Consider the following 14357-nt stretch of genomic DNA (forward strand, 5'->3'; position numbering starts at 1 on the left):
CATGGTCGGAGCTGCCCGGACCCGGCAATCCGTTCTCCGTCCAGGTCCGGTTGTGCTTTGGTGAGACGGTGACCCCCGCAATTCAACGAACAACCGAACGCCTCGTCAACACCAACGGCGTGACCCTGCGGGTAACTGAAGCGGGCGAGCACAATGGGCCCGGCGCTCCGGTCGTCCTATTGGCGCACGGGTTCCCGGAGCTGGCCTATTCCTGGCGACATCAGATCCCGGCGCTGGCCGACGCGGGCTTCCACGTGCTGGCCCCCGACCAGCGCGGCTACGGGGGTTCGTCACGGCCGGATGAGATAGCGGCCTATGACATAGCTGCGCTCACCGGCGACCTGGTCGGTCTGTTGGACGACGTCGGCGCCGAGCGCGCGATCTGGATCGGTCATGACTGGGGCGGTCCGGTGGTGTGGAGCGCCGCCCAACTACACCCCGACCGAGTGGCCGGCGTGGTGGGGCTCAGCGTTCCGCCGGTGCCGCGTCCACAGGTCTCGCCGACGGCGGCGTTCGGCAAGATTTTCGGTGAGAACTTTTTCTACATGCTCTATTTCCAGCAACCCGGCGTCGCCGACGCGGAGCTGGATTCCGATCCCGGGCGCACCATGCGCCGGATGATGGGCAGCCTCAGTCCGGCCGACCGCGACTCGGCGCTGTTGATGACCGCCCCCGGCCCGATGGGCTTCATCGATCGACTGGCCGAGCCGGCTGCGCGACCGGACTGGATCAACGCCGACGAACTGGACCACTACATCGCCGAGTTCACCCGCACCGGTTTCACCGGCGGACTGAACTGGTACCGCAACCTCGACCGCAATTGGGAGATCATGGCGAATCCGCCCTCGGCCACCATCGACGTCCCCGCGTTGTTCATCGCCGGAACCGCCGACCCGGTGCTCGCTTTCACCCGACGCGACCGGGCCAGCGAACTGGTCAGCGGCCCATACCGCGAGGTGATGATCGACGGCGCCGGGCACTGGCTGCAGCAGGAACGGCCCGACGAGGTCAACGCGGCGCTGCTGGAGTTTCTGGCCGCCGTGCCGTCCGGACGGGTGTCGTGATGGCCGCGCCGCTGCGCTTCGGGGTCTTCATCACCCCGTTTCACGCGCTGGGTCAATCACCGACGGTCGCACTGGAATACGACCTTGAACGGGTAGTCGCACTGGACCGGCTGGGATTCGACGAAGCCTGGTTCGGCGAGCATCACTCGGGTGGCTACGAACTGATCGCCTGCCCCGAGGTTTTCATCGCGGCGGCCGCGGAACGCACCAAACACATCCGGCTGGGCACCGGCGTCGTCTCGCTGCCCTATCACCACCCGCTGATGGTGGCCGACCGCTGGGTGCTGCTGGACCACCTGACCCGCGGCCGGGTGATGTTCGGCACCGGGCCGGGCGCCCTGCCCACCGACGCCTACATGATGGGCATCGATCCCGTCGAGCAGCGCCGAATGATGCAGGAGTCTCTGGAGGCGATCCTGGCGTTGTTCCGCGCCGAGCCCGGCGAATTGGTCACCCGGCACTCGGACTGGTTCACCTTGCGCGACGCCGCGCTGCACATCCGGCCCTACACCTGGCCGTATCCGGAGATCTCCACGGCGGCAATGATTTCCCCGTCCGGGCCGCGGCTCGCCGGAACGCTGGGCACCTCACTGCTGTCACTGTCGATGTCGGTGCCGGGCGGATTCGCCGCACTGGAGAACACCTGGGAGGTGGTTCGCGATCAGGCCGCCAAAGCCGGCCGCGACGAACCGGATCGCAACGACTGGCGGGTGTTGAGCATCATGCACATCGCCGACACCCGCGAGCAGGCGGTGGCCGACTGCACCTACGGCCTGCAGGATTTCGCGAACTACTTCGGCGCGGCCGGGTTCGTCCCGCTGGCCAGCGAAGTCGAAGGCTCACCGCAGACGCCGACCGAGTTCGTCGAGGCTTACGCCGCCGCCGGCAGCAGCTGCATCGGCACCCCCGATGACGCGATCGAACACATCACCGGCCTGCTGGAGCGCTCCGGCGGATTCGGCACCCTGCTGTTCCTGGGACATGACTGGGCCTCACCGGAAGCGACGTATCACAGTTACGAACTGTTGGCCCGCAAGGTGATTCCACACTTCAAGGGCCAGCTCACCGCACCCCGGGCATCACACGACTGGGCGCGGGGCATGCGTGACACCCTGTTCGGCCGGGCAGGTGAGGCGATCAAGAACGCCGTCGTCGAGCACGTCACCGAGTCAGGCTCCGATCAGGCCAATAGGCCACGCTGATGCGCGCCGCGGTGCTGCGCGACGGCCGAATGATCTACCGCGATGACGTGCCGGAGCCGACACCGGGCCCGGGTCAGGTGCTCGTCGAGGTGACGGCCTGCGGTATCTGCGGTTCCGACTTGCACTTCGCCGCGCACGGCGACCAGGTGCTGGCCGCGACGCAGTCGATGTCCGGCAGCCCTTCCTCCGGCGCGGTTGTCGACCTGGGCGCCGACATCTTCATGGGTCACGAGTTCAGCGCGAAGGTGCTGGAAGCCGGTCCCGGCACCGAGACCGTTACCCCCGGAACGCCGGTCACCTCGATCCCGGTTCTGCTGGCCGCCAAAGGCATTGAACCGATCGTCTACTCCAACACCACGGTGGGCGGCTACGCCGAAAAGATGCTGCTGTCGGCGCCGCTGCTGGTGCCCATCCCCAACGGACTGGACCCCCGCCACGCCGCGCTGACCGAACCGATGGCGGTAGGACTGCACGCGGTCAACAAGTCCGGCGTGGCGCCCGGCGAGACCGCACTGGTGTTGGGCTGCGGACCGATCGGGATGGCCATCATCGCCGCACTGCGCACCTCGGGCGTGGAAGACATTGTGGCCGTGGATTATTCACATGCCCGCCGAAATCTGGCGACGATGATGGGCGCGCATCGCACACTCGACCCGGCGCAGGGTTCGCCGTTCGACACAGTCAAACCGAAGGTGATCTTCGAAGCGGTCGGCGTGCCGGGCATCATCGACGACGTACTGCGGCGGGCACCGGTCGGCAGCCGGCTGGTCGTTGCGGGAGTGTGTATGCAGCCCGACACCGTGCACCCGTTCTACGGCATCGCCAAGGAGATCAGCGTGCAGTTCGTGTTGGCCTACGAGCCTGTGGAGTTCACCGCGTCGCTGCGGGCCATCGCCGAGGGACGAATCGACGTGGCGCCGCTGATCACCGGCGAGGTCGGACTCGACGGCGTGGGTGCTGCGTTCGACGACCTGGCCGACCCCGATCGGCACTGCAAGATCCTGGTCACCCCTTAAGCAGACGGCGACGGCCCGCCGCTACGGGAACGCGCCGGCGTCGCGCAGCAGCTGCGACCACCCACCCACCAGCTCGACCAACTCTCCCAAGTCGTCACCGAGACGAGCGACGATCGGGGCACACGCCTCGTCGGTGGTCGTCTCGACCCCCTCGCGAGCCGCGTGTCCGGCATCGGTGAGTGCGCCGTCACGCGCCAGGCCCCGCTCGGCCAGCCGAGCCTCGCCGGCGGTGAGTTCGTCATCGGTCCAGGCCCTGGTGCGGACGTAGGTGCGCGGCGGAAGTCCCCGGTAGAGCTCGGTGATCAGCCCGATCTCGACGCCGTCGAATCCGGCTGCCGTCCAGGCGTTCACGTGCGCGTCACCGCGGAACTCACGCAGCTGGTCGGCCAACTGCCAGGCGTCGGTGAGCGGGTCTCCCGCCGGCCCGTCGGCAACCAGCCCGGCGAACAGTGGCTTGCCGGCCAGCGAGAGCCCGTCGGCGGCGCGACGCAACAGCAGCACCGCCCGATCGAGACCGTCCGGTGCGTCCCCGAGGACGCGCCGCAGCTGGGCCACCGAGCCCTCGACGCGGGCCGCGCGGATGGTCGGCGCGTCGGTGAGCGTCCAGCCGTAGTCGACTGCCGGCACCACCACCGCCGGGTTGAACACCCCGAAAGTCGCGGCGATCACCTCCCCAGAGGCCTGCCCCAACGCCGAGCCGCGGCTGCAGAAGTAGGCCGGTCCGTCCGGCATCTCGACGCCACCGGATTTTGCGGGACTGGGCGCAAAGCCCAGGGTCGCGTACCCCCGGTGACACTCCGGTGCGAAGTACACCTGCCCGGCGAAGGGTTCGATGGCCTTGGACAGTGCTCTGCACGGCGCGACGGTCATCGTCTCAGTGTGCCGCATCGGACTTTCATCAAGACCTGGTCCTCGACTCCGATAAGGTGCCAGTCATGCCGACACGCAGCGCCCGGAAGGTTCTCCGCTGGTCGATGACGCTGGCCCTGGCCGGCCTGACCACCGCCGCGATAGCCGGATGCGACGTCAGTCCCGGCGGTGACGGCGCGGATCTGCCCAGGCAGGTCACGGTCGTCGGATCCGGTGAGGTACAGGGTATTCCGGACACGTTGACCACCGAGGCGGGCATCGAGTTCATCGCCGGAGATGTCACCAACGCGATGAATCAGACCAGCGAGCGTCAGCAGGCGGTGATCGACGCACTGGTGGACGCCGGGGTGGACCGCAAGGACATCAGCACCACCGGCGTCAGTCTGCAACCGCAGTACGGCAACTCCGAGCCCAGCGGTTCGGCGAACATCACCGGCTACCGGGCCGGCAACACGATCCGCGTCAAGGTCGAACGGGATTCCGCCTCCCAGGTGCTGGCCGTGATCGTGCGGGCCGGCGGGGACGCCACCCGGATCAACGGGGTCAGCTACTCCATCGAGGATGATTCTCAGCTGGTGCGCGACGCGCGTGAGCGGGCCTTCAACGACGCCAAGGACCGCGCGGATCAGTACGCGCAGCTGTCCGGTCTGCATCTGGGCCGGGTGCTCTCGATTTCCGAGGTGGCCGGTGGGGCGGCGCCCCCGGTAGCGGCGGGGATGCCGATGCCGCGCGCGATGGCCGCCCCGCCACCGGTGGAGCCCGGCCAGCAGACCGTCAGCTTCTCGGTGACGGCGGTGTGGGAGCTCAGTTAGCCCGATCATTCCACTGCGACAACGCCACAGTGTGGCGTACGGTAGGTCACAGCGGTGATGCTCCACTTCATCCGATCGAAGCCACATTCTTTGCGGACCCGCAGGGCGGGCGTTTGAGCCTCCCAGTCGCAACGAGGTGCCCTTGTGCCATCGCGACCACCGGGATCGTCGTCGACCTGAAGATGCGAGGCGAAGGCAACCCTCCGCGGTATCTGGGTGCGGATCGACCAGATTCACCCAGCCGAACCGGCGTTCTCGCGTAACCACTTTCGAATCGCCGACGGCGCCTGTGCCGTGTCTGGAGTTTGTGCCCTGATGTTGATTCCCATGTCCCTAACCGACTCGATGTTCTTGCTGGCCGAATCGGAGAATCGCCAGATGCAGGTCGGTGGTCTGGCATTGTTCACCCCGCCCGAGGGTGCCTGCGCCTCCGATGTGCGCCAGATGTTCGCCGCGGCCGTCGCCCGCGACAAGGTGACCGGCATGTGGCGCAAGCGGGCCCGCCGGTCGGTGCTGTCACTGGGACAGTGGGGCTGGGACAGCGACGCCGACGTCGACCTCGACCGCCACGTGCACTATTCGGCGCTGCCGCGGCCCGCCGGAATGCTGGAGTTGTGGACGCTGGTGTCGTGGCTGCACGCGACCCCACTGGACCGGGATCGGCCGCTGTGGGAGATGCACCTGATCGAGGGCCTCGCCGACGGTCGGTATGCGGTCTACATCAAGGTCCACCACGCACTCACGGACGGAGTTTCCGCGATGGGGATGCTGCGGGCCGCACTGAGTGCCGACCCCGAGCTGCGCGGTCAGCCTGCGTTGTGGGAGCCGGTCGAGACCGCATCCGAGCCTGCAGCGGCGGCGACGTCGGGTGGTTGGCTGCCGGGGCGCGCGGCGACGGCGATATGGGATGGCGCGCGAGATGCCGCCGGGTTGCTACCCGCACTCGGCGGCACCCTCGTGCAGGCTCTGCGCCAGCGCGGCGGGGCGCTGTCGCTGGTCACACCCAACACCATGTTCAACGTGGCGATCGACGGTGCCCGGTCCTTCACCGGGGGCTCGTGGCCGCTGGAACGACTGCGGTTGGTCGCCAAGCACAGCGACGCCACCGTCAACGACGTGGTGCTGGCCATGTGCGCCGGCGCGCTGCGCAGCTACCTGACCGGTCGGAGTGCGCTGCCATTGGCCTCGCTGGTGGCGATGATTCCGGTATCGCTGCGGCTGCCCCGGCCCGCGGGCGGCCGGGACGACACCGCCGACACCGGCAATAAAATCGGGTCTTTGATGTGCGGCCTGGCCACCGATCTGGCCGATTCCGGCGAGCGGCTGCTGTCCGTGCGCAACAGCATGCGCGAGGGCAAGGCCGCGCTCGGCGCGCACAGTCAGTTGCAGATCCTCGCGATGAGTGCGCTGGGAGCCACACCACTGGCACTGGGCATGCTGCTCGGTCACCACGGGCTGCTGCGGCCGCCCAACGTGATGATCTCCAACGTGACCGGGTCGCCGGTGCCGCTGTACTGGAATGGCGCCCGTCTCGATGCGCTTTACCCCCTGTCGATCCCGGTCGACGGGCAGGCGCTGAACATCACCTGCACCAGCACCGACGACACGATCGCGTTCGGGCTCACCGGCTGCCGCGACGCCGTTCCCGGGATGGGCGCGCTGACCGGACTGCTCGACGACGAGCTCCGGCTTCTCGAGCATGCCGCTGGGCTCTGATGACCGCGCGGACCGGGTCGCGCCGGGTGGCCCGGCGTCCGCTCTTCGGGCTCCCTTCGGCCCGGACTCGGGTAGACTTCGACATATCGGCGGTATATCGCATCTGACCGCTTTCTAGGTTGTATCGCCGCCGATTTGAAGATTATTTGGCCGGTTCGCGGCCAAGTCAGGAACGTCGCAATGACGCTACAAATGACGCTGCAACAGGACCGCTCCGCAGGGGGCCGACACCCGACGCCACCCGAACACCGGCCGCGGTTGCGATTGAAGCCGAAGGCGCCGCAAACGGGGTACGTCGACGGGGCTTGGTGGCCGTGGAGTGGCGATCTGACCACTGAACTCCCGGGCCTGCTCTCGGTGTTGTCGGTTCGAGTCGGGTCAATTCGGCGAGTGAGGTACAACGTCGGCGAATGGGCGACCGCTCCCGCCAAGCTCGTTACCGATGGACGAACGGTGCGACTCGACGGGTACCAACGCCAGCCGGTGAACACGCTGGAGGTACTCGGCGCCAGCGGGGCCAAGATCGTCCTGCTCGTGGTTCCCGCGCACACCGACCCAGACCAAGCACACGAGGCGATGATGACGGCGGCCGCCCCCGATAACGACTCGAGCGTCGACGCCCTGCTGGTGATCAGTGGGAGCGAAAGAGAGACCCGCAGCGAAAGAACCTGTGCAGAAGAGCAATGGGTCTCCGAAGGTGGCTTCGCTCAGCCCTGATAAACCCGCGGATCCAGCGTGCCGATGTAGGGCAGGTCGCGGTAGCGCTCGATGTAGTCCAGCCCGTAGCCGACCACGAAGTCGTTCGGGATGTCGAAGCCCACGTAGGCGATGTCGACGCCGGCGCGCGCCGCGTCAGGTTTGCGCAGCAGCGTGCAGACCCGCAGCGACCGGGGCCGGCGGGCGGCCAGGTTGCGCAGCAGCCAGGACAACGTCAGGCCGGAGTCGACGACGTCCTCGACGATCAGCACGTCGCGGTCGCTGATGTCGCGGTCCAGGTCCTTGAGGATGCGCACCACCCCCGACGACGACGTCGAGGACCCGTAGGAGCTGACCGCCATGAACTCGAACTGGGTGGGCAGCGGGATCGCCCGGGCCAGGTCGGTGACGAACAGCACTGCGCCCTTGAGCACGGTGATCAACAGCAGATCCCGGTGCTCGCCGCGGTCCGCAGGATTCGAGTCGTCGGAATAGTCGGCGGCGATCTGCGCACCGAGTTCGGCGGTGCGGGTCCGGATCTGCTCCTCGCTCAGCAGCACCGATTTGATATCACCCGCGTACGACTCGGGTGTCTCCCCCGGCGAGAACGCAGCCACCAACACAGCGTGCCATGCGCGATGTTCGACAACCAACTCAGATCGGCTCCCGGCGCAGCCGCAGCAGACCGTCCGCACGGACCGCGAAAAGTCGTTCCCGCCGCAGGCCCGATCCGACCGCCACCCCGCCCTGCCCGCGCCACTGCGTGATCAGCCGATCCACCGCGCGGATCTGCAGGTCGGTCAGCCCGCGGCCGCCGCCGGCCAGCAACCAGCGGCGGATCACCGCCCGCCGCACCGGGCCGGGCAGCGCGACGAGGCGAGCAGCGTCCAAGGCGGCGGTGTCCGGACCGGCGCCAGCTGCGCCGGCGTCGACCGTGGCGTCGGGCAGGGCCTGCTCGGCCAGCGCATCGATCAGCCCGGTGTTCTCCCGCAAGGCGACCGCGCTGCGGGCCAGGGCCTCGGCCACCCCGCCCCCCAGCACGTCCTCCAGCAACGGCAGCACCTCGGAGCGCAGCCGCACCCTGGTGAAGCGCTTATCGCGGTTGTGCGGGTCGAGCCACGGGGTCAATCCCAGCTCGGCGCAGGCATCCCGGGTCACCTCGCGGCGCACACCCAGCAGCGGCCGGCACCACGGCGGGTCGTACGGCCGCATCCCGGCCAACGAGCGGGGCCCCGATCCGCGGCCCAGGCCGAGCAGCACCGTCTCGGCCTGATCGTCGAGGGTGTGCCCCAGCAGCACCGGCCTGCCGGCGCGGGCGTTGTCCAGGGCGGCGTAGCGGGCGGTGCGTGCCGCCGCCTCCGGGCCGCCCTCGGATCCAACGGTCACCGAGATAACCTGCGCATCAACACATCCCAACTCAAGGGCCTGCTTGCGGGCGAGATCCGCCACCTGCGCCGAGCCGGGCTGCAGGCCGTGATCGACGATCAGCGCAGTGGTGGGCCGCTCGGGCGCGGCGACAGCGGTCAGGGCCAGCGAGTCCGGCCCACCCGACAGCGCCACGCACCAGCGCCCTGGCTCGGGCAGCTGCTGCTCGGCGAACGCCAGCAGCGCGCCACGCAGCCGGGCTACAGCACCCGGTCGATCCACTGCTGCGGCTCTTCGATCTCGGCGGGCAACGGCAGGTTCTGCGGACGCGCCCACACCGCGTTGAACCGGTCCATGCCGACCCGGGCCACCACGGCGTCGACGAAAGCCTTGCCGCGGACGTACTGGCTGAGCTTGGCGTCGAGACCCATCAGCGCCCGCAGCAAGCGTTGCAGCGGCGGCTGGCTGCGCTGACGACGTTCCTCGAAGCGGCTCCGGATCGTCGCCACCGAAGGCACCGCCACCGGCCCCACAGCGTCCATCACGTGGTCGGCGTGGCCCTCGAGCAGCGTGCCCAGGGTCAGCAGCTGGTCCAGCGCGGTGCGCTGCTCCTCGGACTGCACGGCCCGCACCAGGCCCAGGATTCCCGACGGCCCGGCCGCCACGTCAGCGGCGTTACGGCCCCTTACGTGGTCGGCCAGCCGGCTCACCACCTGCGTGACGTCCAGGCCGCTCTCGTCGGTCAGCACCGCCAGTGCCTCCGACATGTAGCCGGCCAGCCACGGGTTCACCGAGAACTGCACCCGGTGGGTCACCTCGTGCAGGCACACCCACAGCCGGAAGTCGGCCGGTGTCACCCGCAGCTGCCGCTCGACGGCGATCACGTTGGGGTAGACCAGCAGCAGCTGCCCCGCACCCTCAGCTCCGTCGGCACCGAACGGGTCGTACTGGCCGAGGATGCCCGAGGAGACGAATGCCAGCAGCGCGCCGGTCTGCGCCCCGGCCAGCCGGCCGCTGAGGAATCCGACGGACTTCTCGGCGCCGCCTGTCATCACCCGCATCGACTCGGCGGCGGCGGCGATCCACTGCGGCCGGTCGATGACGCGCGCTTCGGGCACAGGGCCGTCGGCGCCCAGCCCGGTCACCTCACGGACCAGCGGTTCGGCGGCCCGGGAGCTGCGGTGCAGGTCGTCGATCACCTGCGCGCGGGTGTAGTCGGTCATCGGGGGCGCCGGGCGCGTCAGCCAGCCGCCGACCGTTGCGGCGAACCCCCAGTCCACCGCGCGCCCGATATCGAGGTCGCTCATCCGCATCCGCAGGTCCGCAGCACCGCGGCCAGCGCGTCGATCGCGATTCGACCGGTCGGCCCGGCGTCATTGGAGATGAACGCGAACGTCAGCACCCGGCGGTCGCGGTCGGTGACGATCCCGGCCAGCGCGTTGGTACGGGTCAGCGAGCCGGTCTTGGCGCGCAGCCAGCCGGCCGCACCGCGCCCGGTGTTGAGGTTGAGAAAACGATCGGACAGCGTGCCGCTGCCACCGGCGACCGGCAGCATGTCCAGCAGTGGCCGCAACTCCGGCTGGTCCGGGCCGGCCGCCGCCTGCACCACCGCGTCGAGGGTCCGGGCCGACAACCGGTCGTCGACGGACAGGCCGCTGGAGTCCATCAGCGTGGCCCCGCTGACCGCGATGTGGGCGGTCGCCAGCCGGTTGGTCACCGCGTCGACCGCACCGGCGAACGACCGCGGCCGGCCCATCGACGCCGCCACCTCCCGGGCGATGCATTCGGCCATCACGTTGTCCGAGGCGTTCATCATCTCGCCCAGTCGCACCACCAGCGGCGCCGAGGAAACCGCGCCCAGTTCGCGACCGGTCACCGATGCGGTCGTGATGCTGACCGTCTCGGTGTCGATGCCGAGCGAGGCGGCCAGCGCCCGGCCGGCATCCAGCGCGGGGGTCAGCGAGCGCCGCGACTCGACCGTGGTCGGCTGGATGCGGCCGCCGTCGACCATCACCGCCTCGATCGGGGCGATGTCGCCACCTTCGATGTCGTCCGGGTCCCAGCCCGGCGCCATGCTCGGGCCGCTGAACGCCGACACGTCGACACGGACCTCGGTGGGCGTCACCCCGCTGCGACGGATCTGGTCGGCAAGGTCGCCGATCCGCGCGGCGTCCCGGTACCAGGTGTCCTGGCCGACTTCGGCGGTCGACAGCGTCGGATCGCCCCCGCCGACCAGCACCACCACGCCGGGCTCGTCACCCGTCGTCACCCGGGTGGTGACGCGGGCGCCCAGGTCCAGCGCCAGCAGTGCGGCTGCCGCGGTGAGCACCTTGTTGGTCGACGCCGGCTGCATCGGCAGGTTTTCCTGCTGCGTCCACAGCGTCTTGCCGGTCAGCGCGTCGGTGATCCGGCCGGTGAGGTGGCCCAGGTTCGGGTCGGCCAACGCGGCTGACATGGCTGCCGCCAATGCGCTGCCGGTCGGGACCGGGGCGTCGTCGGAGACCGGGACCACCCCCGGTTTGGCGGTCGCCACCGGCGCCTGCGGCACGTCGTGCGCGCCGGCACCGGACTCGTCCGGGAGCACCACCGCAGCCACGACCACCACGGCGGCGGCCAGCGCCAGTATCGCTCCCGCTATTCCCAGATGGGTGCTGCTGTGTCGCCACCGAGTCGGGTGCATGTCCCTCCCTGCCTGTCGGGGCCAATTGTGCCGGAAGGGCGGGGTCGGGGCATGACTCCGGCCCGCCTTAGACTGTCCGGGTGCAATTCGACGTGACCATCGAAATCCCCAAGGGCCAGCGCAACAAGTACGAGATCGACCATGCCACCGGCAGGCTCCGGCTCGACCGCTACCTGTACACGCCGATGGGCTACCCCGCCGACTACGGCTTCATCGAAGACACCCTCGGCGAGGACGGCGACCCACTGGACGCGATGGTGCTGTTGCCGCAGTCGGTGTTTCCCGGCGTGCTGATCGAGGCCCGTCCGGTCGGGATGTTCCGGATGACCGACGAGGCCGGCGGCGACGACAAGGTGCTGTGCGTGCCGGCCGGTGACCACCGCTGGGACCACATCGCCGACATCGACGACGTGCCGGCGCACGAACTGGATGCGATCAAGCACTTCTTCGTGCACTACAAGGACCTGGAGCCGGGCAAGTTCGTCAAGGCCGCCGACTGGGTGAGCCGCGCCGAGGCCGAGGCCGAAGTCACCCGGTCGATCGAACGGTTCACGTCCACCGGTCACTGATTCGGCGGTTTAGCGAGGCTCGACGAAGGAGAGCCGAGGCTGGAACCGCCGCGTTAATCCGCTTGCTGCGCGAACACGTCCAGCAGTAGCCCGAGCTGACGATCGAACATGTCCCGAGGGGCTGAGACGGTATCGGCGCCGTAGCCACCGAACACTTCCAGGCTGATCGCGCCGACCACGGCGGCCCACAGCAGGAAGCATTTCGCCAGGACGGCATTGTCGCCGGCGAAGCCGAACTCTTCGCGAACGTGATCGAAGTCGGCCGACAACGGCTGTGCCGCAACCTGATTGGTGGCCGCGACGTCCCCGGCGGCGATGCCGGCCGCAACGGCCTCGAGCATCGCCGCGATCACCCGGGTACCGGGGACGACGGTCTGTTCGGGCGGCGCGTGATAACCCGGAACCGGGCTACCGTACAGCAATGCCCACCGGGCCGGGTGCTCCAAGGCCCAGTCCCGCACCGCGTGGGCCATGACCCCCAGCTCGTCGCGCCACCCGGTCACCGGCGCGCGGGCGCGGTCCACCGTGTCGGCCAAGTCGGAAAAGGCGTCGACCAGAAGCAGAGTGAGTAGATCGTCACGACTGGCGACGTAGCGGTAGACCGCCGAGGACACCATGCCCACGTCGCGCGCGACGGCACGCAGCGACAACGCGGCCGGCCCGTGCGTCACCAGGTGGTGCCGACCGACCTCGATGATCTTCGCCTCGATTCGCGCGCGCGACTCCTGCCTTTTGCCCACCGGCCCAGTCTGACAGATCTGAGAGCACTGCTCTTGTTTTTGCCCGCGCAGTGTGTCACGATCCTCCAAGCGAGAGCACTGCTCTCAAACTGAAAGGGGCGGAACATGACCACCCGATACGACCGACCGAGTGCACCGGCCCGATTCGGCAATGCGCTGATCCGCAGGCTCGCCGAGGCGGGCATCAGCATCGCCGGCACCCGTGCGCTCGCGGTGCGCGGCCGCAAGAGCGGCGAGCTCCGCGGCGTCGTGATCAACCTGCTCACCGTCGACGGCGTGGCCTACCTGGTAGCACCGCGCGGTGAGACCGAGTGGGTGCGCAATGCGCGAGCCGCCGGCGAGGTGCTGATCGGGCCACGGTGGCGCCGGACCCGGGCCCTGATCACCGAACTCTCCGACGACGCCAAACCGGCAGTACTGCGCCCGTATCTGCAGCGGTGGTACTGGCAGGTCAGGGGCTACATCGCCGGAGTGACACCGGAGTCCAGCGATGACGAACTGCGTATCGCGGCGCCCTCGATCCCGGTCTTCTCACTCGGGTGACGAACCCGTCTGGGCCCCGCGGGTGCGGTAGAGGCTGGCCGCGGTCGTCAGCACCAGCACCCCCACGACGACCGTCAGGCTCGCCGGGGTGGGGATCTCCGGGACATTGAGGTTGCGGCCGGAGTTGATGAACCACACCTCGTTGGTGCGCAGCGCGTGCAACACCATCCGCACCCCGATGAACCCCAGGATCAGTGCCAGCCCCTTGGACAGGTACACGAAGCGGTTCAGCAGCTTGCCCAGGATGAAGTAGAGCTGACGCAGCCCCATCAGGGCGAACACGTTGGCGGTGAAAACCAGGTAGGGCTGGCGGGTCAGCCCGTAGATGGCCGGAATCGAGTCCATCGCGAACACCAGGTCGGTGGTGCCCAGTGCCAGCGCCACCAGGAACATCGGGGTGATGGCCCAGGCCCCGGTGTTGTCCCGGGTGAAGAACCGCACGCCCGCCCAACGATCGGTGGCGTTGAAGTGGGTGCGCGCGAACCGCACCACGAAGTTGTTGCCCCCGCCGCCGTCGCCGCCGCCCCCGTCACCGTCGCCGCCGTGGTCACCGTGGCGGAGCAGTTTGATCGCGGTGAAGGCCATGAACGCGCCGAACAGGTAGAACGTCCACGACAGGCGTTGCACGGCGACCCCGCCCAGCGCGATGAACACCGACCGGAACGACAAGGCCATGACGATGCCGACGAACAGCGCTTCCTGCCGGTACTTCTTGGGCACGTTGAAGCTGTTCATGATGATCACGAAGACGAACAGGTTGTCCACCGACAGGCTGTACTCGGTGAGCCAGCCCGCGAAGAACTGCATGCCGTACTTCGCGCCGTGATGCGCCCACACCCAGACGCCGAACGCCACCGCCAGGCCGATGTAGAACGTCAGCCGGGTCACGACCTCGCGGATCGTCGGCTCATGCACCCGGTGGGCGACCAGGAACAGGTCGAATCCGAGTACCACAGCCAATCCCGCGAACGTCACCAGCCATTCCAACAGCGACGCGTCCAACGGTGGGGCCTCCGGTCGATCAGCTTTTTTGGAAGTGGGCTTGCGCGGGCTGCTGCCGGCTTGTTCCAGCTAGTTTCAAGGG

At 68.8% G+C, this 14357-nt stretch carries 15 protein-coding genes; 8 read left to right on the forward strand and 7 right to left on the reverse strand.

All coding sequences use genetic code 11. The annotated features are described in order from the left end of the window. The first annotated feature begins 80 nt into the window (after window positions 1–80). The 3 genes from ACZYY4_RS16390 to ACZYY4_RS16400 are packed head-to-tail and all read left to right on the forward strand — an operon-like array spanning window position 81 to window position 3282. Window positions 81–1064 (forward strand): alpha/beta fold hydrolase, encoded by a 984-nt coding sequence (locus ACZYY4_RS16390; RefSeq protein ID WP_463811202.1) that lies wholly within the window; start codon window positions 81–83, stop codon window positions 1062–1064. Further along, window positions 1064–2266: an LLM class flavin-dependent oxidoreductase gene (locus tag ACZYY4_RS16395; protein WP_463811056.1), complete on the forward strand. Its 1203-nt coding sequence runs from the start codon at window positions 1064–1066 to the stop codon at window positions 2264–2266. Before ACZYY4_RS16390 ends, ACZYY4_RS16395 begins: the two co-directional genes overlap by 1 nt. Next, on the forward strand, window positions 2266–3282 hold the full coding sequence (locus tag ACZYY4_RS16400; protein WP_463811057.1) for a zinc-binding dehydrogenase: 1017 nt from the start codon (window positions 2266–2268) through the stop codon (window positions 3280–3282). The genes ACZYY4_RS16395 and ACZYY4_RS16400 overlap by 1 nt, the downstream gene beginning before the upstream one ends. 21 nt (window positions 3283–3303) lie before the next feature. Here the strand turns inward: ACZYY4_RS16400 and ACZYY4_RS16405 are convergent, their stop codons facing one another. After that, a complete protein-coding gene (locus tag ACZYY4_RS16405) occupies window positions 3304–4152 on the reverse strand; it encodes an SCO6745 family protein (protein ID WP_463811058.1) in 849 nt (282 codons plus the stop codon). 65 nt (window positions 4153–4217) lie between these two features. On the opposite strand from ACZYY4_RS16405, the gene ACZYY4_RS16410 reads away from it, so the two are divergent. From ACZYY4_RS16410 to ACZYY4_RS16420, 3 genes are all read left to right on the forward strand, one after another. Beyond that, entirely contained in the window at window positions 4218–4964 is a 747-nt protein-coding gene (locus tag ACZYY4_RS16410) for an SIMPL domain-containing protein (RefSeq protein WP_463811059.1), read from the forward strand. A gap of 315 nt (window positions 4965–5279) precedes the next feature. Next, complete coding sequence (locus ACZYY4_RS16415) at window positions 5280–6680, forward strand: WS/DGAT/MGAT family O-acyltransferase (RefSeq protein ID WP_463811060.1); 1401 nt, start codon at window positions 5280–5282, stop codon at window positions 6678–6680. A gap of 192 nt (window positions 6681–6872) precedes the next feature. Beyond that, the gene (locus ACZYY4_RS16420) at window positions 6873–7397 is read left to right on the forward strand and encodes a DUF5994 family protein (RefSeq protein ID WP_463811203.1); all 525 of its coding nucleotides are present in this window, start codon (window positions 6873–6875) and stop codon (window positions 7395–7397) included. Here the strand turns inward: ACZYY4_RS16420 and hpt are convergent. Genes hpt through dacB form a run of 4 tightly spaced genes read right to left on the reverse strand, consistent with a single transcriptional unit; the run spans window position 7388 to window position 11421 of the window. Then, window positions 7388–8029: a hypoxanthine phosphoribosyltransferase gene (gene hpt, locus ACZYY4_RS16425; RefSeq protein WP_463811061.1), complete on the reverse strand. Its 642-nt coding sequence runs from the start codon at window positions 8027–8029 to the stop codon at window positions 7388–7390. The two genes, ACZYY4_RS16420 and hpt, sit on opposite strands and share 10 nt — an antisense overlap. 1 nt (window position 8030) lies before the next feature. Beyond that, window positions 8031–9023, reverse strand: coding sequence for a tRNA lysidine(34) synthetase TilS (gene tilS, locus ACZYY4_RS16430; protein WP_463811062.1), 993 nt, complete (start codon window positions 9021–9023; stop codon window positions 8031–8033). Next, window positions 9002–10048 (reverse strand): zinc-dependent metalloprotease, encoded by a 1047-nt coding sequence (locus tag ACZYY4_RS16435; protein WP_463811063.1) that lies wholly within the window; start codon window positions 10046–10048, stop codon window positions 9002–9004. The genes tilS and ACZYY4_RS16435 overlap by 22 nt, the downstream gene beginning before the upstream one ends. Then, entirely contained in the window at window positions 10045–11421 is a 1377-nt protein-coding gene (gene dacB / locus ACZYY4_RS16440) for a D-alanyl-D-alanine carboxypeptidase/D-alanyl-D-alanine endopeptidase (RefSeq protein ID WP_463811064.1), read from the reverse strand. Before dacB ends, ACZYY4_RS16435 begins: the two co-directional genes overlap by 4 nt. A gap of 80 nt (window positions 11422–11501) precedes the next feature. On the opposite strand from dacB, the gene ACZYY4_RS16445 reads away from it, so the two are divergent. Then, the gene (locus ACZYY4_RS16445) at window positions 11502–11990 is read left to right on the forward strand and encodes an inorganic diphosphatase (protein ID WP_463811065.1); all 489 of its coding nucleotides are present in this window, start codon (window positions 11502–11504) and stop codon (window positions 11988–11990) included. Between the two features lie 53 nt (window positions 11991–12043). On the opposite strand, the gene ACZYY4_RS16450 is transcribed toward ACZYY4_RS16445, so the two are convergent. Next, a complete protein-coding gene (locus ACZYY4_RS16450) occupies window positions 12044–12730 on the reverse strand; it encodes a TetR/AcrR family transcriptional regulator (RefSeq protein ID WP_463811066.1) in 687 nt (228 codons plus the stop codon). A gap of 105 nt (window positions 12731–12835) precedes the next feature. Between ACZYY4_RS16450 and ACZYY4_RS16455 the strand changes: the two genes are divergently transcribed. Next, window positions 12836–13273 carry a PNPOx family protein gene (locus tag ACZYY4_RS16455; RefSeq protein WP_463811067.1) on the forward strand — a complete coding sequence of 146 codons (438 nt, stop codon included), beginning with the start codon at window positions 12836–12838 and terminating at the stop codon, window positions 13271–13273. Here the strand turns inward: ACZYY4_RS16455 and ACZYY4_RS16460 are convergent. Continuing rightward, window positions 13262–14275 (reverse strand): TerC/Alx family metal homeostasis membrane protein, encoded by a 1014-nt coding sequence (locus ACZYY4_RS16460; RefSeq protein WP_463811068.1) that lies wholly within the window; start codon window positions 14273–14275, stop codon window positions 13262–13264. The two genes, ACZYY4_RS16455 and ACZYY4_RS16460, sit on opposite strands and share 12 nt — an antisense overlap. Window positions 14276–14357 lie beyond the last annotated feature (82 nt).

This window comes from Mycobacterium sp. IDUB_21 (assembly GCF_055419425.1).